We start from the raw sequence: 19,980 nt of genomic DNA on the forward strand, positions 1-19,980 counted from the left end.
TTCCGGGCTCCACCCGTCACCACCGCTCCGGGCTGCACCCCGTCGCCCACCGGTGGCGGGGCGTGGATCAGAGGTACATGCCGGTGCGGTGTTCCTCCTGATCAAGCTTGACCGGCTTGTCGCCCTCGCCGAAGAACCGCTTCCCGCCGAACTCGCCGTGCAGGCGGTCGTCCAGCTCGTCCGCGAGACCGGTCATCACCTGGACCGCGAGCATGAGGTGGGTGGCCTGGAAGTTGCGGCCGAAGACGGGGATGGACGCCCACACGGTGTCGTCGGCGCAGTAGAGCCGGCCGATGGGCATCCGGTTGGTCAGCTCGGAGAGCTTCACGTAGAGCCGCTCGGTCGGCTCGACCTCGGTCAGCACCGGGGAGAAGACGTCCACCAGCGGCGGGTTGTCGCGGACCCGGACGAAGACCATCGCCGAACCGGCGCGGATGTTGATGTCGCCGTCGGAGTCGACCTGCAACCGGTCCGGCTCCGACTTGAGCATGGTCGAGACGACGGTGCGGACCTGCTCGGCGAGCGCGGCCGCGTCGTGCTCGGGCGCCTGGGTCGCGGCGGCCGCCGCGAGCGCCTCGTCCAGGTCGGCCTCCACGTTGCGGTCGGGGCCGAACTCGCTGCGCGCGGTGCCCAGCGGCTCCACCGGTAGCGCTTCGCCCTCGGCGTCGTGGATGAGGTAGACGAGGAAGGCGGGGTGCGGGGCGCCGTAGACGTCGCGCAGCGTCCGGGTGAGCAGGGCGGCCAGCCGGGTGGCCTCGGCGGTGCCGCTGTCCAGCCCGAAGTGCTCGCCGGAGCCCGGCACCACGCCGGGCGGCGACCAGCCGAGCGCGATCATGTCCGCCACGGCGGCCCGGTCCAGCCGGTAGCCGTCCGGCAGGGTGGCGTTGCCGACCGCGCGGGCGGCCAGTCGGCCCTCCTCGCCGACGTCGATGCTGACCGAGTAGACCGCGTCGCCGGTGCCGGAGGCGGTCGGGTCGAGCGTCAGCTCCACGTGCGTGCCAGTGGGCAGCGCCGCCAACCGCTCGGCGAGTGCCCGGGCGAACTCGTGCCAGGCCTGGGTGACCTTGGCCCGCAGGTCGGCCGTGCTGGGCTCGTCGAGCAGGATCGGCTCGTGGTGCGCCGGCAGGGTGCCGGGCGAGTCGCCGCCCGGCGCCGAGGGGTGGTCTGCCGTCATGATCGCCTCCGTCCGTCACGGTCACCCTACCCACGGAACGGGGGAGACGAATCAGCCCGACCGTGATCGGACAACGGAGGTCAGGCGGCCGTCCCGCCCGGGCGTTCGGCGCCGAGACCGACCGGCCAGGCGGCGGCCAGCGCGCTGAGCCGGGCCGCCGCGCCGGCCGGGTCCGCGCCCCGCCCGACCGCCAGCCCCAGCAGGTACGCGGTGACGGGCGCGCCCGGCCGCAGCACCTGGTGCGCCACGTCCTTGGCCAGGTCGAGCACGGCCGGCACCGGCACCTGGGCGGGATCCAGGTCCAGCTCGGCACAGGCCGCCGTCACCCAGTCGTCCATGACCGTCATCGCGCCCACTCCTCCGCCCGGCGTACGTCCTCGTCAGTGTCGCAGTCGAACCAGGGCGGCGGGCCGGCACCGGCCCACGGCACCTCGCGCACCCGCAGCCCGGCGAGCAGCGCCCTGATCGGTGCCCCCGCGAGCGGCGCGGCGGACCCGTCGGGCTGCCCGCTGGCGCGCTCGGCGGCGAGGCGGTCCAGGGCGGCGCGCAGCGGGGCCACCCGCCACACGCCGCAGAGGGTCTGCCGCCGCCCGTCGCCGTCGACGTGGCAGACGCCGTCGTGACCGGCGTCGAGGTGGCCGAGCAACTCCCCGACCGCCGCGCGGGTGAGCAGGGGCAGGTCGGCGGCGAGCAGGGCGACCACCGGCGTACCGGGGTCGAGCAGGGCCAGCCCGGCCGCGGCGGCGGCGACGGGGCCGCCGCCCGGCGGCTCCTCCCGGGTCACCCGCACCCCGGCGGGCACCGGTCCGGCCGGCCCGACCAGGATGCGCGGCGCGGCATCGGTGACCGCGGCGAGCACCCGGTCCCGCATGGGCCGGCCGCCGACCGTCCGGGCGGGCTTGTCGACGCCCCCCATCCGGCGCGCGGCCCCGCCCGCCAGCACCACCGCCGCGTACGCGTCCATCCGGTCACGGTAGCCGCGCGACGGATCGGGCGGGGGTGCAGGATGGCGGGATGGGACGGGCGACTGACCGGCGCGGCGTGCTCCGCATCGACCTCGACGCGGCGGCGACGGGCCGCGCCTCGGTACGCCGGCAGGACAGCCTCGCCGTGGAGGAGCCGCTGGAGATCCGGGTCGGTGCGGCCGGTCCAGGCCGGCGACGGCCGCTCGCGGTGACCATGCGTACGCCGGGCGACGACCTCGACCTGGCGATCGGCTTCCTGCTGACCGAGGGGCTGATCCGCTCCGCCGACGACGTGCGCACCGCGCAGCTCTGCGCCGGCACGGAGACGCCCAACACGTACAACGTGGTGGACGTGGTGCTGGCGCCCGGCGTGCCCGAACCCGCCGTCGATCCGGCCCGGAACTTCTACACCACCAGCTCCTGCGGGGTGTGCGGCAAGGCGAGCATCGACGCCGTGCGTACCCGATCGGTCTTCGCGGTGGGCGACGACCCGCTGACCGTGCCGGCGGCGGTCCTGACCGCGCTGCCGGACCGGCTGCGCGCGGCGCAGCGCGGCTTCGACCGCACGGGCGGCCTGCACGCGGCGGGCCTGTTCACCGCCGACGGCGACCTGGTGGTGCTGCGCGAGGACGTGGGCCGGCACAACGCCGTCGACAAGGTGGTCGGCTGGGCGGTCCGCGAGCGGCGGCTGCCGCTGGCCGGGCACGTCCTGCTGGTCTCCGGGCGGGCGAGCTTCGAGCTGACCCAGAAGGCGTGGATGGCGGGGGTGCCACTGCTCGCGGCGGTCTCCGCGCCGAGCACCCTGGCGGTGGAACTGGCCGAGGAGGCCGGGCTGACGCTGGTCGGCTTCCTGCGCGGCGAGGCGATGAACGTCTACGCCCGCCCCGACCGGATCACCACCTGATCCGCCCGCTAGCCGAAGAGCCCCAGCCGGAACGCGGCGTCGCGGGCCACCAGGAAGCCGGCGATGCCGAGGATCCAGCCGAGCATGCTGCCCGAGGTTCGCATGATCCAGGCGTTGAGCCGGGCCAGCACCGGCTCGATCAGCCTCGGCAGCGCCATCCGGGCCGCCAGCAGCAGCACCGCCGGCAGGACCATGACCAGGCAGTAGCCGGCGAGCAGCCCCACCATCTCGGCCGCGCCGAGCCCCGAGGTGGTCAGCAGGCCGACCGCGCCGAGGTACGGCAGCATCGTCGCCACCTCCGCGAGCGCGGCGAGCAGCGCCAGCCCCACCAGCCACCGCGCGGAGGAGTCGCCGGCGGTGGCCCGGTCCCGCCAGCGCAGCACCCCGCCGCTGCGCGGACGCCGCTTGCTGTCGTAGCGGAAGCTGAGCAGGAACAGCCCGACCCCGAGGACGAGCTGCGCCCAGAGCACCGGCCGGTTGTCCATCGCCCCGCCGAGGACGTCGGCCAGCCGGCTGCCGCCGAGGGCGAGCAGCAGCCCGACGCCGAAGTAGAAGACGACGATCGTGCCGAGGTAGACGAGGATCCGGCGGGCGTTGACCTGCCCGGGTGCGAGCAGCAGCCAGACGGGGATGAAGAGCGTGCCGATGCTCGTGCTGTCGACCAGGGCCAGGCCGGCGAGCGACAGCAGCAGTCCGACGCTCATGCGGGGCCAGCGATGGAGGTGTGCACGGAACCCATTCTGTGCCGGCGTCGGTCCTGTCGACTCGCCCTACGGAACGAACGTCCACTACATCTTTCGACGGAGACCAGCGTGCCAGGGCCCGCCGTGGCGGCGCTCCCCGCTGGCGGCGCTCCCCGTCGCGGTGGTTTCGGGGGATGGTGCCTTTCGGCGGCGGTCAGCGCGGGCGGGCCCAGGCGGTGAAGCGGGCGGTCAGGTCGGCTGGCGTCGTGGCGTGGTCCAGCGCGGCCAGTTCCTCGCCCGCCTCGGCCTGGAGGGTCGCCAGGTGCATCAGCAGGGCCGGTCGGTCCGTCCGGTACTCGGCGAGCAGCCGCAGCTTCGCCGCCGAGCACGGCCAGGCGATCCCGCAGGCCGCACAGCGCCAGGTAGGCCGGGTGGGCAGATGGGCGCGGCGCCGGTTCATGCCGGGACCCGCCGGCGGGCCGTCGCCAGCGAGGCCGAAGCTGCGGTACGCCAGCGGACCCCCTCGCACCACACGTAGAGCGAGCGCCGGTCCACGGCGTCGCCGCGCGCGTCCAGCTGGTAGACGTCGATCCAGCACCAACCGTGGTACGTGTGCCAGTCGGTCAGGACGCGGATCACGCGCACCACGATCGGGCGGACGAACTGCGGGCTCGCGGACCGGGTCAGGTGCAGGACGTCACCCGACCTGATCTGCCGCAGCACGGGCTTCGGGTCCGGCTTCGGGTCCGGCTTTGGCGGCGGCTGGCGCTCCGGCAAGGTCTTTCCCCTCGTCCATCGGTGGAGGAGGGGGCCGCCACGGACGCTCGCCCGGCGGCGACCCCCTCGCGGCACGACCGGCGGGCCTCGGGATGCCTCCACCGGCTCGCGCCGTCTACAAAGCACCCTGCCGAGGGTTGCCATCCGATCACACCGCGTAGCAGTCTGTACCGGGGATATTCAGGACGTTCAGGCGAGGAGCGGGGATGAACCGGGCGGTTCAGGTAGCGATGGCGAAGGCCGGCGAGACTGCGGAGAGCCTCGCAGCTCAGATCGGTGTCGACCCGAAGACGGCGGCACGCTGGGTGAGCCAGGGACGAATCCCGCAGACCAGACACCGTGCCCGGGTCGCCGAGATCCTGAACAAGGACATAGAAGAGCTCTGGCCGGACGCACTGAAGCGAAGAGAGCCAGCGTGGTTTCAGCCATGGACGGACATCGAGCGCGAGGCAGCCGGCCTGCGCTGCTACGAATCCACTGTCATTCCCGGGCTTCTTCAGACCGAGGAGTACGCCCGCGCGGTACTCGCTAGCGGCCCTCTCGTAGCCGACGCAGCCGGCTACGTCGAAACGCGACTGCGACGGCAGGCTGCGGTATTCGAGCGGCCCCGCCCACCCCTCTCAGTCTTCGTGATCGATGAGGGGGCGTTGCGGCGAGGCACGCCGGCAGTCATGGTGCCCCAGCTCGACCACCTGGCTGAGATGGCCGCGCGACCAAACGTCATGGTGCATGTCCTGCCGCTGAACGCGGGGTTCCACCCGGGGCAGGCCGGACCGTTCGTCATCGCCACGACGAGCGATGGGGAGGACGTCGGCTACCTCGACGATCAGGCCGCCGGCCGCATCACAAATGACGTTGCTCCGCTCTGGGCCGTGTGGGATACCGTGAGATCGCTCGCGCTTCCGCGAGACCAATCCATCGACTTCCTTGAGGCAAGATCATGGCTGACCTGACCGGCGCGCAGTGGCGCAAGAGCACCCGCAGCAGCTCGAACGGCGGCAACTGCGTCGAGGTCGCCGACAATCTTCCCGGCGTCGTCGGCGTCCGTGACTCGAAGGACCCGGCCGGCCCGGCACTCACCTTCGCACCGGCGGCGTGGCGCGCGTTCGTCGCCGAACTGGCCGAGCGGGCCTGACGTCCGAAGCGCACGTCGGGCCCGGCGCGGGCGAGCAGGTCGCGCGACGCTGTCGAGCTGAGTCGTCTGTGACATCAGGCGATGCATGGTTCGCTGCGACACCGGATGGCGGTGAATCGTCTGCGACATCAGCTCGACAGTCCCACGCGAGCCGCAAGGGCCGCCCGATCCCGGCGGTGGACCGCATCGGCGCGCCGCCAGCTCCTCCACCGGGCGAGACGGAGACGCCCGGTCGGTGCTTGACTGCCCGGCATGGAGCTGAGCGTCGGCGAGCAGCAACTCCCCGCCACCCTGACCCTGCCGGCCGGGCCGGCCCGGGGCGCCCTCGCCGTACTGCACGGCTCCCACGCCGACAACCGGTCGTACTTCCTCTATGAGCACCTGGCCCGGCTGCTGCCGCCTGCCGGCATCGCGGTGCTGCGCTACGACCGGCGCCCCCGGATCGACGGACGCGACGTGCCGATGAACGCCCAGGCCGACGATGCGGCGGCGGCCCTGGACGTGCTGCGCCGGCAGGTCGGTGACGTCCCGGTCGGACTGTGGGGGTTCAGCCAGGGGGCCTGGGCGGCGGCGCTGACCGCCAGCCGCCACCCGGTCGACCTGCTCGTGCTCGTCGGGTGCAGCGGGGTCAGCCCCGCCCGGCAGATGCGGTACGGCACCGCCGAGCAACTGCGCCGCCACGGGTACGGCGACGCCGACCTCGCCGAGCTGGACCGGCTGCGTGGGGTCGCAGAGGCGTACCTTCGCGGCGGGCTGTCCCGGACGGTCGCCCAGGCGGAGCTGGACGCCGCCGTCGAGCGGCCGTGGTTCCCGCTGGCGTTCCTGCCGCGCGAGGTGCCGGAGCCCGGCGCCTGGGCCGACATGGACTTCGATCCGGAGCCGGTATTCGCGGCGCTGACCTGCCCGGTGTTGCTCTGCTACGGCGACACCGACGCCTGGATCCCGATCGAGGAGAGCCTGACGGTGTGGCGCCGGGCGGCCGTTGCGGCAGACCTGACCATCGCCCGGCTGGCCGGCTGCGACCACGCGCCCACCCTGCACGAGGCCGAAAACCTGACCGGCATCAGCCCGCAGTACGCACAGATCCTGCTCTCCTGGCTGGACCGGCGGCTCCCCACAGTTCGATGACGTGGCGGCCTGGCACGCGTTCGTCGCCGAGTTGGCCGAGCGGGCCTGACCATCCGGGGCGCGCTCCGATGCCCGGCGGCCGTGGAGATGGAAGGCTTGGCTGGGCGACGTGTGGCTTCAGTCGGGCGTACCGAACTGGAGCCAGACGCGGACCCGCTCGGTGACCTCGTCGCGTCCGCCGAGGGCGTCGCGCACCTCTGCGGCAAACGTGGCTCGTCCCTGCGTGGACGGCAGCCGGTCGGTCGACAGAGCGGAGAAGACTCCGCCCACCATGTCATCGACGGTGAGCGGTGCGTCGTACTGCACCGACGACTCCGCGTACCGGTAGCCGGCGCGAACGAGGGCGTCCCGGTTGCGTAGGCGGCCGGCGTCGTCGGTTTGGCAGGCAGCTGTGACGGGGTGCCCGAGCAGCCGTTCCAGGCAATCGCGCAGTGCCCTGGACCAGTCGGCGTCCTGGAGCCACAGCGGCGCTCCGTTGGTGACGACGGCGACGCCACCGCCGGGACGCAACAGCGGCCGGGCGGCCCTGAACAGCGCGTCGCGGTCCATGAAGTGGATGGCGACGGCGGCGGTCAGCGCGCTGATCGTCCGTCCGCCGAGTAGCCGACCCAGCGCGGGCAGGTCGTTGTCGGTGCCGAGCATCCACACGGTGTTGACCGTCGCGGCGTCGAGGGCGGCCTGGCGGGCCAGAACCAGCATGTCCGGCTCCGGGTCCACGCCGATGACGGTCCCGACCCGGGCGGCGAGCGGGAGGCTCAACTGGGCGGTGCCGCAGCCGAGGTCGACCACCGTGTCCTCGGCGCTGAGGCCGAACGCTCCGATGAGGGCGTCGAGCGCCTCGGGCGGGTAACCACGCCGGTGCCTCGCGTAGTACGTCGCCACCTCACCGCTGAAGCTCGCTCTCATCTCGACAGCCTGCCCGCGGCGCAGCTCGGAAAGCGAGCGATTCTGCTCAGGGCATGGCCGGCGCCTACAGTCGGGCCATGAGCACCGGCAGAGGCGTGCGGGCGGTCTACCCCGGCAGCTTCGATCCCTTCACTCCCGGGCATCTGAACGTGGTGGACCGGGCACGCCGCCTCTTCGACGAAGTGGTCGTGCTCGTCGCCGTCAACAGCCTCAAGAATCCGGGCACCGACGAAGAGGCGCGAGCGGCCGCTGTCCGGGCCGTTCTGCCGGTCGGGTGGACCTCCGTGAGCGTTGCGGCCTGGAGCGGGTTGACCTCCGCCTACTGCCGTCGCCATGAGGTAGGAGTGATCGTCCGCGGCTTGCGGAACACCACCGACATGCAGAGCGAGTACCGGCTCGCCGCGATGAACGAGTCGCTCGGTGTCCCCACGGTGTTCCTGCCTGCGCAGCCCGAACTGACCGCGGTGTCCTCGACCGCGGTACGCACGCTAGGGAAGTGACCTTCGTCCATGCAGCCACGGACGGCCGGGTGTCACGCGAGCGGTTCCCACCGAGGAGGAAGGAGAGCGGTGATCTTCATCAGGAACCGGCGTTTCGGCCTGCTCTGGAGCAGCACGCTACTGTCCAACTTGGGCAACTGGCTGATGATCGTCGCGGTGCCGGTCTACGTCTACACGATGACCGGGTCGACGTTCAGCAGTGGTCTCGCCTTCGTCGCGCAGACCCTGCCCGCGATCGCCTTCGCGCCCCTGGCCGGGGTGCTGGTCGACCGCTGGGACCGGCGAGCGGTCATGGTCGGAGCGGATTTGCTGCGCATGGTCATCGTGCTGGCACTGCTCGTGGTCGACGATCCGGGCATGCTGTGGCTGCTCTACACGGCGATGTTCTTCGAGAGCGCGATCGGGCACTTCTTCCAGCCGGCGGCCCGGGCGGCGGTGCCCGCAGTCGTCGGTCGGGGCGGTGACCTGGACGCGGCGAACGCCTGGAACACGGTTGCGAGCGGCATCGTCCGCCTCGCCGGCGCACCCCTGGGCGGCGCGCTCTACGCCCTCGTGGGTTTCGACGGTCTGGTGCTGATCGACTCCGCGACGTATCTGCTCTCCGCCGTGCTGATCTTCGGAATGGGCCCACTGCGGGTGGCCGACAATGGGCGCCAGCCGGAAAAGTCCTCCTGGCTGGCCGCCTTCTGGGGGCAGGTCCAGGAGGGCCTGGCCTTCCTGCTCAGGCACTCCGTCCTCCGCGCGACGCTCCTCGTCTCCAGCCTCTTCCTGTTGGCCAACGCCGCTCTGAACGTACTTCTGGTGCCGTATGTCATCGATGTCCTCGGCGGCGACGCCAGCGACGTGGGCATCCTGATGGCGGCACTTGGCGTCGGCTTCCTGGCCAGCGCATACGTCGGCAACGTGCTGTCCCGCAGCGGGCTTCTCCGGCTGTCGTTCACCGGTTGCCTGGCGGTGATCACCCTCTGCTTCGCCGGGCTCTTCCTCATCCACCACTTCGTCGCCGCATTGGTCTTCATCGCCCTGGCCGGTCTGCCCGGTGGAGCGCTGCTGATGCTGGTCCAGGTCCAGGTTCAACGTCAGACCCCGGACCGCCAGCTCGGTCGGGTCGGATCCGCTTTCACGGCTGCCGAGATGGCCGCAACCGTCGTCGGCGCGTCGGCGGGCAGTGTCGCCGGACAACACCTGCCCCTCACCACCACGGTCTGGCTCGTGATCGGCGTGTTGGCAGCCAGCGCGGTGCTCGCCGCCGTGCTGCTACCCACTCGGCCCACGCCGACGGCGGAGCCGGAGGCAGCGGAACCGGTGATGGCAGACTGACTTCGTGGTGGCCGAGCCGCCACGCACAGCACCGGTTCTGCCGCCGCAGCCTGAATGCCGTGCCCCGTGTCAGCTCGCCTGGTTCTGCTGCTCGGCCCATTCGGCGACCCGTCGCGCGCTCTCCTCCTCGGAGAGATCCTCCACCCGGGTCATGACCGACCACCGTACGCCGAAGGGGTCCCTGATGCTGGCGAACCGGTCGCCGGACACGAACGTGGACGGCGCCTCACGGACGACGGCGCCGGCCGCCTCGGCCCGGGCGACGACGGCGTCCACGTCGGGGCAGTAGAGGCCCATCGAGTAGCAGTCCTGGTCCCCTTCGGGGGCCGCGACGAGGCCGTAGTCGGGCATCGGCTCGCCGAGTTGCAGCAGCCCGTGGCCGAAGTCGAGGACGGCGTGGGCCACGACTCCGCCCATCTCGGTCACGTCGACCACGCGGGCACCGAAGATGTCCCGGTAGAAGTCGATGGCGCCGCGCGCGTCGGGGATCGCCAGGAAGGGGGTCAGGCTGGTGGCGCCGTGCGGCGTACCGTTCGTGGTGTGCGCACCGTCGGCGGCTCGGGTCGTTGCAGTCATGTGACCGATCGTAGGAACGGCGGGCGTGGGCCGGCTTGAAGATTCGCGCCAGGTGCCCGCCCCGGATGCGGCGAGCCCACGGGGTGTCCTCTATCCGGCGCGGCTGCCCACGTTCGACCGGCTCCCGCCGCCGGACGCGGTGCGGCAGCTGGTGCGGTGGTTCTGGATCCCGGAGTGGCAGATCCAGCCGGGGCGGTCCTCCCGGCAGCACCTGATCGCCTTCCCCGCCTGCAACCTCGTCGTCGAACCGGACGCGGTCGGCATCTCCGGGCCGACGACCGGCAGTTCACACCGTGACCTCACCGGAACGGGCTGGGCCATCGGCGCCCTGCTGCGGCCGGCGGCCGTGCCCCATCTCGTCGCGGATCCGGCGGCCCTGCGGGACCGCTACGAGGCCGTGGACCTGCCCGACCTGCGCGAGCGGGTGCACCGCGAGATGACCGGGCCGGGCGACCGGCAGAGCCGGCACCGCCGGGCCGTCGACGCCTTCGCGGGGTGGCTCAGCGAGGCGATCCCACCGCCGAACGACGAGGCGCTGCTGGCCAACGCGATGGCCGAGGCCATCGACACGGATCCGGCGATCCGGACGGTCGAGGATGCCGCCGTACGCGTGCGCCTGTCCACCCGCTCGTTGCAGCGGCTCGCGGGACGGTACGTCGGGCTGCCGCCGTCGACGATGATCCGCAGGCGTCGGCTACAGGAGGCGGCCGAGCGCCTGCGTACCGACCCGGACACGACCCTGGCCGCTGTCGCCGCCGACCTCGGCTACAGCGACCACGCCCACCTCGCCAACGAGTTCCGGTCGGTCCTCGGCCTCTCCCTGAGCAGTTACCGGCAGCGGGTCACGGGCGAGGAGGACGGGTCGTAGGTTCGCCGTAAACTCTCGCGGTATTCGCCCCTGAACTTCCGCGGTACACGTCCGTGGACCTTCGCGGTATTTCTGCCAACTGTGCTTTTTGGACGATCGAAGGCCATGGTCCACTACGCGCCATGCGCAGATTGTTGGCTTCGATCTTCGTCCTCGTTTCGGGTGCCGCTGGCGTTGTCGCCGGGGCGCCCACGGCTTCCGCCGCCTGCAGTTATCCGTGGTCCAATCCGAGCAATTGGACAGCCGTAACCGTCGGCGACGACGTCAACTATCGCAGCGGCCCGTGGCGTAGTTGCAGTTCGAACGGCACCTGGAACAGCGGATCTGACGTCTATCTGCACTGTTACCGAGTCGGTGAGAAGATCACCGCCCACGGAGTCACGAGCCCGCTCTGGTGGCACGTACGTAAGGCCGGCACCCAGCAGCAGGGCTACATCTCCGAATCCTTCCTGCGTAGCAACGGTTGGATCCTGCCGCACCCGCCCGCTTCCCACCAATGCTGACCTGATCCGCACGAGAGCACTCTGCGGTCGCCCAAGGGAGATCGCTCGATTCCCATGGAAAGGGAGCCCTAATGAAACCAGTACGACTACTGCTGGCAGTTGCCGTGGGGCTGGCCGTGTCGACGGCGGTCGTCGCCAGCCCGGCTGCCGCAGCCGACTGCGACATCCTGTTCGGCAAGTGCTGGACGCTGTACCACAGCGACGGGGATGTCGTCGGTGCGCACGCCGACGGATACACCACCACTCAGTGCGACGGCCTTGGTCGGGTGTGCGTGTTCGGCACCTTGGAGGACACCAAGAGCGATGGGAAGTCCGCCTGCCTGGAGTTCTTCGCGACCTACTCGGACGGCGGCACCCGCAGGGAGTACGACCGGGTGGGCGGCTACGGCAACAGCAAGAGCCTGGGCAGCGCCGGATATTACAGCTTTGCCAGCAACGTAAGCACGATCAAGGCCCGCGAGGGCATCACGAACAGCAGCGGGACGTGCGTCTATGCGTCCGGCTACAAGTCACTGGCCTTCTAGCCGGAAAGGCGATCAATGCGCATCACGGGCCGTAGGTTCACCATCTGTGCGGCGACGACCGCAGCCGTCCTCGCTTTCACGGCATCGCCGGCGTTGGCCGTCGCCAACTGGTCGCTCTACCACACCAACGGAGATGTGGCGGGGGCGCACGCGGCGGGGTCTGTCGGCGTCGAGGACGGACGCGTCATTCTGCGCGGCACGCTGGAGGACACCGCCGCCGACGGCTACTCGGCCTGCCTGCAGACCGAGGCCTACTACAGCTACTCCTCGAATCCGGGCCGCACCGAGATCGACTACATGAGCAAAGGAAGCGGCAAGAGCGCTCCGATCGGTGCGGGCCACTACAGTTTCGCCATCAACGTGACCAAGATCCGCGCCCGCGAGGGCCTGGGCAAGAACGGTTCCTGCTTCGCCTGGGCCACCGGGTGGACCACGATCTACGCGGGCTGAGCCGGGTCGCAACAGGACGTCGCCGGGCCTGACCTGCCGCAGGCTCGCCCGGCCAGCCACGTTGCGCCGACGCGTGTGGAGGTGGGGAAGGGGGCCGACCGGCCCCCTTCCTGGCGGGGTTCTCCCCGGTCTTCCGGTCCGGGTGCGCCAGGGGAATCTCCCCGATGCCCCGGCCGACACCGGGAGACGAGGCTCGATGTCATGAAAATCATGAACAGCCGGACCGCCCTCGTGGCGACGGCGCTCGCCACCGTGTTGACCGTCGTGGCCCCCGGCGCGGTCACCGCCGCACCCGCGGCCCGCTCCGCCGCCGACTGCCGCCCCGGCACCCTCGACCCCGGCCCACTCCGGCAGGCGATCGCCGGATTACCCAACTCCGACGCCACAAGCGCCCAGGTCCGGATCACCACCCCGGACGGCTGCTGGACCGGTGCCACCGGCGTCCGTGACCTGCGCAGTGAGGCCCCCGTGCCGCGGCACGCACGCTTCCGGATCGGCAGCGTCACCAAGGTCTTCACCGCCGCCCTGGTGCTGCAACTGGTCGCCGAGGGCCGCATCGACCTGGCCGACCCGGTGCAGCGGCACCTGCCCGGGCTGCTGCCCGCCGACTACCCGACCGTCACCGTCCGCCAGCTGCTCGACCACACCAACGGCATCCCCAGCCCGACCATGCCGGACGGCATCGAGTGGCAGCTCGCCCAACGGTACGACAGGTGGACCCCGGAGCAGATCGTGCGACTCGGCCTGCGCAACCCCCGCGAGTTCGAGCCCGGGACGAAGCAGCACTACACCAACATGGGCTACATCGTCGCCGGCCTGCTGGTGGAGAAGGTCACCGGCCACCCGTACGCGCGGGAACTGGACCGGCGGATCGCCCGCCCGCTCCACCTGCGGGACACGTACGCCCCCGGCGACGACCCGCGCATCCTCGGTCCGCACGCACACGGATACCAGGCCGTCGTGCGCGACGGGGCCACCGAACTGGTGGACGCCACGACGTGGAGCCAGACCTTCACCCCGGCCGCCGGCAACGTCATCTCCAGCCTCGCCGACCTGGACACGTTCGTCGCCGCGCTCTTCGCCGGCCGGGTCGTGCCGCCGGCCCAGCTGGCCGAGATGTTCACCCTGCCCGCGGTCCCCGACGTCGCCGGTGGTCCGGCCCGGTACAGCGCCGGGCTCACCGCGTTCCCGCTGCCCGGAGGTGAAGTCCTGTGGATCAAGACGGGTTCCCGGTTCGGCTACCTGACCGGCGTGGCGGCCACCCGCGACGGCCGGTTCCGGACGCAGTACTCGATCACCGGGACCGACGCCAAGGGTGAGGAGCTCAGCCGTACCGCTCAGGCTGTCATCGGCGCCGCGCTCGGGATGCTCTGACGGGGGTCAGCGGGGGCCGCGTCGGCGGCGCCGGCGGCGTAGCACTCCGGGGTTTCCCACCGCCGGCCAGCCGTCCAGCTCGGACGGCGGCACGCCCCGGCGCAGCAGGTCGTCGAGGAGCAGCGCCATCGAGTGGCCGGGGTGCTCGGCCAGGGCCCGTTCCAGGGCCACCGCCGCCAGCGCGCCCTGCCCCGCCCGCCAGGCGGCGAACGCCAGCAGCGCGGCCGGCACGGCGATCAGTTCCGGCTCGGCCCGGCGCAGCACGTCGGTCCAGAGTGCGATGTCCTCGTCGCGCCCGTCGGTGCGCTCCCAGGCGTGGTCGCGGACGGGCACGTGGGTCAGCAGCACGCTCAGCCAGGCGACCTCGTCGTCGGTGAGCCGCTGACCCCGCCGGTGCCGGCGCAGCGTGGTGCGTACCGCCGCCGCCCCCGCGGACCGCACCGTCCGCTCGCCGCGCGGGTCGGTCGCGGGCGCCCGGTCGAGCAGGTCCGCGAGGCGTCGCTCGGCGCGCGCGGTGGCCCGGCGTACGGCCGAACGGGCCTGACCGGTCACCGGGGCGACCTGCGCGACCAGGGCGGCCCGGTCGGGCAGGGCGACCTGGCCGGCGAAGACGGCTGCCGCGCTGACCTCGCTGGCGCCGACGTCGTAGGGGGTGCCGTCGGGCGGGCAGCACGCCGGCTCGGTGCAGAGGTACGACCAGTAGCGGCCCTCGGTGACGCGCAGGGCGTCGAGCACAGGGAGCCCGGCGGCGGTGAGCGCGGCGCGCACGGCGTCGACCGCCGGGGTGACCAGCGGCGCCGGGCCGTAGCCGAGGACCGTGGCGGTCTCGGCGTGCTGCCGGGCGATGACGCCGGCGAGGTGCCCGGCGGGGTCGCGCGGGTCGGCGAGGTCGGGCAGGTCCGCGCGGGCGGCGAAGGTGATCCGGCGGTCCCGCATCGCCACCACGACGACGCTGTCGGTCGGGTGGAAGCCGAGCAGGTAGGGCACGGCGGCGATGAGGTCGGCGGGGGAACGGACGGCGAGCCGGGGGCGGTCGGTCGGGGTCATGGCTGGCAGCCTGCGACGGGTGCGTCGCGGTCGCCGGCCCCTGTGGACGACACGCGGGTTATCCACAGTCACGGAACGTATCGTCGCAGCTCAGGGGCTTACGTCCCGACGCGGGTCGAGTGATCGGGCCGGGTCGCCACCAGGGATGCCAGCTCGCTGCGGGAGCCGACGCCCAGCTTGGGATACGCCTTGTAGAGGTGGTAGCCGACCGTCCGGGGGCTCAGGAAGAGCTGCGCGCCGATCTCCCGGTTGCTCAGCCCGCGGGCCGCCAACTGCACCACCTGGTGTTCCTGCGGGGTCAACCGCTGCACGGCGCCCGGGTCGGCGGCCCGCACGCTCTCCCCGGCGGCGCGCAGCTCGGCACGGGCCCGCGCGCTCCAGGGGTGGGCCTGGAGCCGGTCGAAGATCTCCAGCGCCGAGTGCAGCACGATCCGGGCCTCGCTGATCCGGCGTGCCCGGCGCAGCCACTCGCCGTACAGCAGCTCCGTGCGGGCCCGCTCGAACGGGGTGCCGCCCTCCTGGTGCAGCGCCACCGCCCGGGCGTACCGGCCGTCGGCGTTGCCGTCCAGCAGCGCCTGGCAGCGCAGCGCGACCGCCCGCGTCCACGGCTGCCGGACGCGCCCGGCCCATTCGGCGTACTGCCGGGCGGCGGCCAGCCCGTCTTCCCGCCGGTCCACCCGGATCGCGGCCTCCACCAGGTCGGGAAGGCTGGCCATCGCGCCGCCCCGGTGCCGCGCGCCCAGCATGCCGGAGAGTCGGCCGAAGGCTGCCTCGTACCGGCCGAGGCCCAGGTCGAGCAGGCTCAGCGCGCCGGCCGCGTGGACGTTGCCCGGCGTCACGCCCCGCGCGATCGGTGCCGCCGCAAGCTCGACGCACCGCTGTTCCTCACCCCGGATGGCGGCCAGGCCGGCGAGCACGGTGGTCAGGTAGACCGCGTGCCGGCGCTGCCCGGTGTCGGCGGCGATCCGCAGGCCCTCCGTCGCGTTGGCCTCCGCGTCGTCGTGCCGGCCCCGCATGAGCTGGGCGCGGGCGAGCAGCGGCAGCACCGAGGCCAGCAGGCCGGCGGCACCCTGCTGACGGGCCACGGCGGCCAGCCGCGACGCGACGTCGTCCGCGCTGTCCAGGTCGGCCAGCATGAGGTGCCACCACCCGATGTCGAGCAGTTCGAGGTGCCGGTCGCACCTGGTCGTCTCCTCGACCAGCACCCGCAGCGGTGCGATGGCGGCGTCAGTGAGGGCGTTCTGCGCGGCGAACGCACGCGACAGCGCGGTGACCAGGTGGGCGCTGGGCACGCCGAGTTCCTCGGCCCGGGCGGCGGTGCGGTCCAGCGCGTCGAAGTCGCCCGCGTGGGCGGCCGCCCGGCCGGCGCGGAAGAGCAGGTGACCGGCCAGGCTCAGGTCGAGGGCGGCCACCGCCACAGCGGCGTCGGAGAGCAGGCGGTGGGCCTCCCTGGGACGGTCCCGCGAGTCCAGCACGGCGGCGCGGACCAGGGCGATGTCGGCCAGTTGCACGGGATCGGTGACGTGGTCGGCGGCCTGGTCGGCCAGCGTCGCGGCCCGGTCCAGCTGGCCGGTGTCGGCCGCCGCCTCCGCCGCGACGGTCAGCCGCCGCCCGCGCCGGGCCCGGTCCGCGGTGAGCCCGGCGGCCCGTTCGTACATCGCCGAGACCACGGCGCTTCCCCGGGCCGACCCGCTCCGCGCGGCGGTCTCCAGGGCGGCCGCCGCCTCCTCGTCCGGTCCGGTCGCCATCGCCGACCGGTGCCAGGCGTACGAGCAGACGTCGCCCCGGGCCGCGTGGACCGCCGCGAGCGCCTCGTGTGCCGCCATCCGGCTGCCGGCCTCCACGGTGTCCCGCAGTGCCGAGAACACCAGCGGGTGACGGAACACCAGCCGGCCGTCCACCAGCCGCACGAGCTGTGCCTGCTCGGCGGGGGCCAGGTCGTCCCGGGTGCAGCCGAGGCGCTCGGCGGCCGGAAACACCACGGAGGCGTCGGCGGAGGACGCGTCGGCGACGACGCCGAGCAGCCGCCGGGTCGCCTCGGGCAGCCGCCGCACCCGCTCGGCGAAGACCTCGTGGAGTCGCTGGTAGCGCGAGGACGGCAGCCGGCGCGGCATGCCGTCGACCGGCAACTCCAGCAGGGCGAGCGGATTGCCCTGCGCCTCGGTGAGCAGATCGGGCCGGAGGTGGCCGGGTACCGGCTCCGACCGCTGCGCCAGCACCTCGGCGGCGGCCGACTCGCCCAACGGCCCGACCGGCAGCTCCGGCAGACCGGCCGGGTCGAACGGGGACACCTCGTCGGTGCGGACCGCGACGATCACCGCGACCGGCTCGGCGTCGAGCCGTCGGACGGCGAAGAGCAGCGCCTGCGCCGAGGCCGGGTCGAGCCAGTGCGCGTCGTCGACCAGGCAGAGCAGCGGGCGTTCCTCGGCCAGCTCGGCCAGCAGGGTCAGCACGGCCAGCCCGACCAGGTAGCGGTCGACGTCGCCGCCGGCCTCCTGACCGAGCGCCACCCGCAACGCCCGGACCTGCGGGGCGGGCAGGGCGTCGATCCGGTCGATCTCGCGGCCCAGGAGCAGGTGCAGCCCGGCGAACGGGAAGCCCGCCTCCGACTCGATGCCGTCGGTGCGCAGCACCCGCATGTCGTCGGCGCGGGCAGCGGCGTCGCCGAGCAGCGCCGACTTGCCGATGCCGGCCTCACCCCGCAGGACGAGCACACCACTGCGTCCGGCCCGCGCCTGCCGGAGCAGGGCGTCGATCCGGGCGGTCTCCTCGCTTCGGCCGTGCAGCACGGGGGTCAAGGCTACGCGGGCACCGGGCCCGTCGACACGTACCGCGCGCTGTTCGGCAGCGCGAGCCGGCGCGGACCTCAGGCCGCGTACGGGACGCGCTGGCGGGCCTCCCGCAGTGCCCGCCCCCACCAGCCGAGCTGGTCCAGGACGGTCTTGGCGGCGTTGTCGCAGCCCTGCGGTTCCACCGGCGCCCCCGCCTCGTCGAACCTGTCCCAGCAGCCGTGGAAGCTGACGGTGTCCCGCACCGTCGTCGCGTGCACCTCGGCGAACACCGGGCGCAGGTGCTCCACCGCGCGCAGCCCGCCGGAGACCCCGCCGTAGGAGACGAAACCGACCGGCTTGGCGCGCCACTCGTCGCGGTACCAGTCGATCGCGGTCTTGATCGAGGCCGGGTAGCTGTGGTTGTACTCGGGTGTCACCACCACGAAGGCGTCGGCGGCGGCCAGCCGTGGCGCGAGCGCGTCCACCGCCGCCGGCTGCGGGGCGCCGAACGCGGTGAGCGTCGGCGGCAGGTCGACCTCGGCCAGGTCGACCACGTCGATCTCGAAGCCGTCGTGCCGACGCGCCCGGTCGACGAACCAGTCGGCCACGACCGGACCGAACCGGCCCTCGCGGGTGCTGCCGACGATGACGGCGAGCCGCAGCTTCTGCATGGTCATGGTGCTCTCCCAGTGCGTTCGGGGTGGGTGTGCCGACCACGCTAGGCAGCCGGCGGGGCCCCGCCATCTGTCAACTGACCGGTCGACCGGCCCGGCCCCGCGCCGGTGGCCGGTACGGTCGTTCGACAGATGCCCGACGAGGGATCGCGTCCCTACCGTCGGTGCCCATGACCACCGCACCCGCACCGCAGTCGTCGGCTCCGGCCGTCCGCACCCGCTGGGCCCCGGTCGTGGCGGTCGCCCTCGCCATGCTCGTGGCGACCTCCGAGATGAGCATGGCCGGCGTCGTACTGCCCTCGATCGGCGCCGACCTGGGCGTCGACCCGGCCGCCACGACCTGGGTGCTGCTCGCGTACGCGCTGCCGATGGCCGCTATCGCCATCCCGGCCGGCCGCTGGGCCGACCGGGCGGATCCCCGGCTGATCCTCGCCGTGTCCATGACCGGTGTCGGGGTCACCAGCGTGCTCGCCGCCCTCGCCCCGGCGCTGTGGGTGCTGCTGGCCGTACGGCTGCTCCAGGGCGTCGCGGGCGGGCTCACCCTGGCGGTCTACCTGCCGGTGATCGCCGCGACCGTGCGGGCGGACCAGCGGGCCCGCGCGATCGGCGCGGTGGTGACGATCATGACCGTCGGCGGGATGGCCGGCACCTCGTTCGGCGGGCTGGTCGCCGGCGCCGTCGATTGGCGCGCGGTGTTCCTGCTGAAGCTGCCCCTCGTCGCGGTCGCGCTCCTGCTGGGCCTGCGGGCGTTGCCCCGCGACGGCCGGGGGCTGCCCGCCCCGGGGCTGCCACTGCTGCGCGAGGCGGTGCTGCTGGGCGGCACGGTCGCCGCGGTGCTCGTCGCCGTCGACGAGATCGCGGCCCGGCCGGTGCTGGCCGCCGGGCTCGGCGCGCTGTCCGTGGGGCTCGGCCTGACCTGGGCGCGGTTGCCCGCCTCACGGCCGGTCGTCGCGCTGGTCCGCGCCCGCCGTTTCGGGTTCACCACCCTCGGGCTGTTCCTGGTGTGCTTCAACGTCGCGGTGACTGTCTTCCTGCTGCCGTACTTCGTCGCCGACGTGCTGCACGAGGGCCCCGAGGTGGCCGGGATGCTGCTGCTGGTCCAGATCGGCGCCATGACGGTCACCTCGCCCGTCGCCGGCTGGCTCGCCGACCGGGTCGGCGCGCTGCCGACGGCGGCGACGGGCGCCGGGCTGACCGCCGGGGCCACGCTGCTGCCGGTCACCCTCTCCGCCGACGCCGGGCTGCTGCACCTCGGCTGGCAGGTCGCGCTGATCGGCGTCGGATTCGGCCTGTTCAACACCCCGGTCATCGCGGCGGTCATGGCGACGGCGCCGACCGGCTCGACCGGTGCCGCCGGCGGCGTCGGCGGCACCGTCCGGATGATCGCGACGACGCTCGCGCCGGCGGTCGCCGCGCTGTGCTGGACCGTCGCCGGGGGCGGGCTGGCCGGCTTCCGTACCGCCCTGGTGGTGCTCACGGTGATCCAGGCCGCCGGCGGGCTGGCGCTGCTGGCCGCCCGGCGGCGGCGCACCGCCCCCGGGCCCGCCCGCGCCGACGACTGAGGTCGCGCGGGGTGCGGTGACACCGGCCGGCGGGAACCGGCCGGGGGACTGCGTAGATTTCCGTGTTTGACCTGGGTGTGGTCCGTTGGACAGGACGTCGATCCTGTCCAGGAAGGACCACGTCATGGCAGACAAGAAG

At 73.1% G+C, this 19,980-nt stretch carries 23 protein-coding genes; 12 read left to right on the forward strand and 11 right to left on the reverse strand.

Annotated features, from left to right (window positions below; all coding sequences use genetic code 11):
- Positions 1-67: 67 nt before the first annotated feature.
- The 3 genes from ACGFNF_RS26480 to ACGFNF_RS26490 all read right to left on the reverse strand — a co-directional run bounded on the left by ACGFNF_RS26480 (position 68) and on the right by ACGFNF_RS26490 (position 2,138).
- The gene (locus ACGFNF_RS26480; protein ID WP_357577763.1) at positions 68-1,174 is read right to left on the reverse strand and encodes a hypothetical protein; all 1,107 of its coding nucleotides are present in this window, start codon (positions 1,172-1,174) and stop codon (positions 68-70) included.
- Positions 1,175-1,254: 80 nt separating this feature from the next.
- Positions 1,255-1,521 (reverse strand): DUF6457 domain-containing protein, encoded by a 267-nt coding sequence (locus ACGFNF_RS26485; RefSeq protein WP_393171374.1) that lies wholly within the window; start codon positions 1,519-1,521, stop codon positions 1,255-1,257.
- The gene (locus tag ACGFNF_RS26490; protein WP_393171376.1) at positions 1,518-2,138 is read right to left on the reverse strand and encodes a molybdenum cofactor guanylyltransferase; all 621 of its coding nucleotides are present in this window, start codon (positions 2,136-2,138) and stop codon (positions 1,518-1,520) included. The genes ACGFNF_RS26485 and ACGFNF_RS26490 overlap by 4 nt, the downstream gene beginning before the upstream one ends.
- A gap of 50 nt (positions 2,139-2,188) precedes the next feature.
- On the opposite strand from ACGFNF_RS26490, the gene fdhD reads away from it, so the two are divergent.
- Entirely contained in the window at positions 2,189-3,043 is an 855-nt protein-coding gene (gene fdhD / locus ACGFNF_RS26495) for a formate dehydrogenase accessory sulfurtransferase FdhD (RefSeq protein WP_393171378.1), read from the forward strand.
- A gap of 8 nt (positions 3,044-3,051) precedes the next feature.
- On the opposite strand, the gene ACGFNF_RS26500 is transcribed toward fdhD, so the two are convergent.
- The 3 genes from ACGFNF_RS26500 to ACGFNF_RS26510 form a co-directional block, all read right to left on the reverse strand.
- A complete protein-coding gene (locus ACGFNF_RS26500) occupies positions 3,052-3,747 on the reverse strand; it encodes a GAP family protein (RefSeq protein ID WP_357577760.1) in 696 nt (231 codons plus the stop codon).
- 193 nt (positions 3,748-3,940) lie between these two features.
- A complete protein-coding gene (locus tag ACGFNF_RS26505) occupies positions 3,941-4,186 on the reverse strand; it encodes a flavin reductase (protein ID WP_393171380.1) in 246 nt (81 codons plus the stop codon).
- Positions 4,183-4,503 carry a hypothetical protein gene (locus ACGFNF_RS26510; RefSeq protein WP_393171382.1) on the reverse strand — a complete coding sequence of 107 codons (321 nt, stop codon included), beginning with the start codon at positions 4,501-4,503 and terminating at the stop codon, positions 4,183-4,185. Before ACGFNF_RS26510 ends, ACGFNF_RS26505 begins: the two co-directional genes overlap by 4 nt.
- A gap of 206 nt (positions 4,504-4,709) precedes the next feature.
- Between ACGFNF_RS26510 and ACGFNF_RS26515 the strand changes: the two genes are divergently transcribed.
- From ACGFNF_RS26515 to ACGFNF_RS26525, 3 genes are all read left to right on the forward strand, one after another.
- A complete protein-coding gene (locus tag ACGFNF_RS26515) occupies positions 4,710-5,456 on the forward strand; it encodes a Scr1 family TA system antitoxin-like transcriptional regulator (protein WP_393171384.1) in 747 nt (248 codons plus the stop codon).
- A complete protein-coding gene (locus tag ACGFNF_RS26520; protein ID WP_357717620.1) occupies positions 5,444-5,638 on the forward strand; it encodes a DUF397 domain-containing protein in 195 nt (64 codons plus the stop codon). Before ACGFNF_RS26515 ends, ACGFNF_RS26520 begins: the two co-directional genes overlap by 13 nt.
- Positions 5,639-5,890: 252 nt before the next feature.
- On the forward strand, positions 5,891-6,766 hold the full coding sequence (locus tag ACGFNF_RS26525; RefSeq protein WP_393171386.1) for an alpha/beta hydrolase family protein: 876 nt from the start codon (positions 5,891-5,893) through the stop codon (positions 6,764-6,766).
- A 117-nt stretch (positions 6,767-6,883) separates the two neighbouring features.
- On the opposite strand, the gene ACGFNF_RS26530 is transcribed toward ACGFNF_RS26525, so the two are convergent.
- Positions 6,884-7,672, reverse strand: a complete 789-nt coding sequence (locus ACGFNF_RS26530; protein ID WP_393171388.1) for a class I SAM-dependent methyltransferase — start codon at positions 7,670-7,672, stop codon at positions 6,884-6,886.
- Positions 7,673-7,749: 77 nt separating this feature from the next.
- Between ACGFNF_RS26530 and coaD the strand changes: the two genes are divergently transcribed.
- Both coaD and ACGFNF_RS26540 read left to right on the forward strand, forming a co-directional pair.
- Positions 7,750-8,172 (forward strand): pantetheine-phosphate adenylyltransferase, encoded by a 423-nt coding sequence (gene coaD / locus ACGFNF_RS26535; protein ID WP_393171390.1) that lies wholly within the window; start codon positions 7,750-7,752, stop codon positions 8,170-8,172.
- 69 nt (positions 8,173-8,241) lie between these two features.
- Complete coding sequence (locus ACGFNF_RS26540) at positions 8,242-9,492, forward strand: MFS transporter (protein ID WP_393171391.1); 1,251 nt, start codon at positions 8,242-8,244, stop codon at positions 9,490-9,492.
- Positions 9,493-9,561: 69 nt separating this feature from the next.
- Here ACGFNF_RS26540 and ACGFNF_RS26545 read toward each other — a convergent pair whose 3' ends face one another.
- Positions 9,562-10,068 (reverse strand): VOC family protein, encoded by a 507-nt coding sequence (locus ACGFNF_RS26545; protein ID WP_357577752.1) that lies wholly within the window; start codon positions 10,066-10,068, stop codon positions 9,562-9,564.
- Positions 10,069-10,171: 103 nt separating this feature from the next.
- Between ACGFNF_RS26545 and ACGFNF_RS26550 the strand changes: the two genes are divergently transcribed.
- From ACGFNF_RS26550 to ACGFNF_RS26570, 5 genes are all read left to right on the forward strand, one after another.
- Complete coding sequence (locus ACGFNF_RS26550; RefSeq protein WP_393171416.1) at positions 10,172-10,936, forward strand: helix-turn-helix domain-containing protein; 765 nt, start codon at positions 10,172-10,174, stop codon at positions 10,934-10,936.
- 122 nt (positions 10,937-11,058) lie between these two features.
- A complete protein-coding gene (locus ACGFNF_RS26555; protein WP_393171393.1) occupies positions 11,059-11,439 on the forward strand; it encodes a hypothetical protein in 381 nt (126 codons plus the stop codon).
- A gap of 71 nt (positions 11,440-11,510) precedes the next feature.
- Positions 11,511-11,963 (forward strand): hypothetical protein, encoded by a 453-nt coding sequence (locus ACGFNF_RS26560; protein ID WP_151454004.1) that lies wholly within the window; start codon positions 11,511-11,513, stop codon positions 11,961-11,963.
- Between the two features lie 15 nt (positions 11,964-11,978).
- Complete coding sequence (locus ACGFNF_RS26565) at positions 11,979-12,413, forward strand: hypothetical protein (protein WP_327030015.1); 435 nt, start codon at positions 11,979-11,981, stop codon at positions 12,411-12,413.
- A gap of 210 nt (positions 12,414-12,623) precedes the next feature.
- Entirely contained in the window at positions 12,624-13,787 is a 1,164-nt protein-coding gene (locus tag ACGFNF_RS26570) for a serine hydrolase domain-containing protein (protein ID WP_393171395.1), read from the forward strand.
- Positions 13,788-13,793: 6 nt separating this feature from the next.
- Here ACGFNF_RS26570 and ACGFNF_RS26575 read toward each other — a convergent pair whose 3' ends face one another.
- The 3 genes from ACGFNF_RS26575 to ACGFNF_RS26585 all read right to left on the reverse strand — a co-directional run bounded on the left by ACGFNF_RS26575 (position 13,794) and on the right by ACGFNF_RS26585 (position 18,282).
- Positions 13,794-14,834 carry a DUF4192 domain-containing protein gene (locus tag ACGFNF_RS26575; protein ID WP_393171397.1) on the reverse strand — a complete coding sequence of 347 codons (1,041 nt, stop codon included), beginning with the start codon at positions 14,832-14,834 and terminating at the stop codon, positions 13,794-13,796.
- 98 nt (positions 14,835-14,932) lie between these two features.
- Positions 14,933-17,623, reverse strand: coding sequence for an ATP-binding protein (locus ACGFNF_RS26580; protein ID WP_393171399.1), 2,691 nt, complete (start codon positions 17,621-17,623; stop codon positions 14,933-14,935).
- Positions 17,624-17,700: 77 nt separating this feature from the next.
- Entirely contained in the window at positions 17,701-18,282 is a 582-nt protein-coding gene (locus ACGFNF_RS26585) for an NAD(P)H-dependent oxidoreductase (RefSeq protein ID WP_357577748.1), read from the reverse strand.
- A gap of 167 nt (positions 18,283-18,449) precedes the next feature.
- Here ACGFNF_RS26585 and ACGFNF_RS26590 point away from each other — a divergent pair, with 167 nt between their 5' ends.
- Positions 18,450-19,841 (forward strand): MFS transporter, encoded by a 1,392-nt coding sequence (locus ACGFNF_RS26590; RefSeq protein WP_393171401.1) that lies wholly within the window; start codon positions 18,450-18,452, stop codon positions 19,839-19,841.
- Positions 19,842-19,980 lie beyond the last annotated feature (139 nt).

The sequence above is a fragment of the Micromonospora sp. NPDC048868 genome (assembly GCF_043198195.1).
GTDB classification, from domain to species: Bacteria; Actinomycetota; Actinomycetes; order Mycobacteriales; family Micromonosporaceae; genus Micromonospora; species Micromonospora reichwaldensis.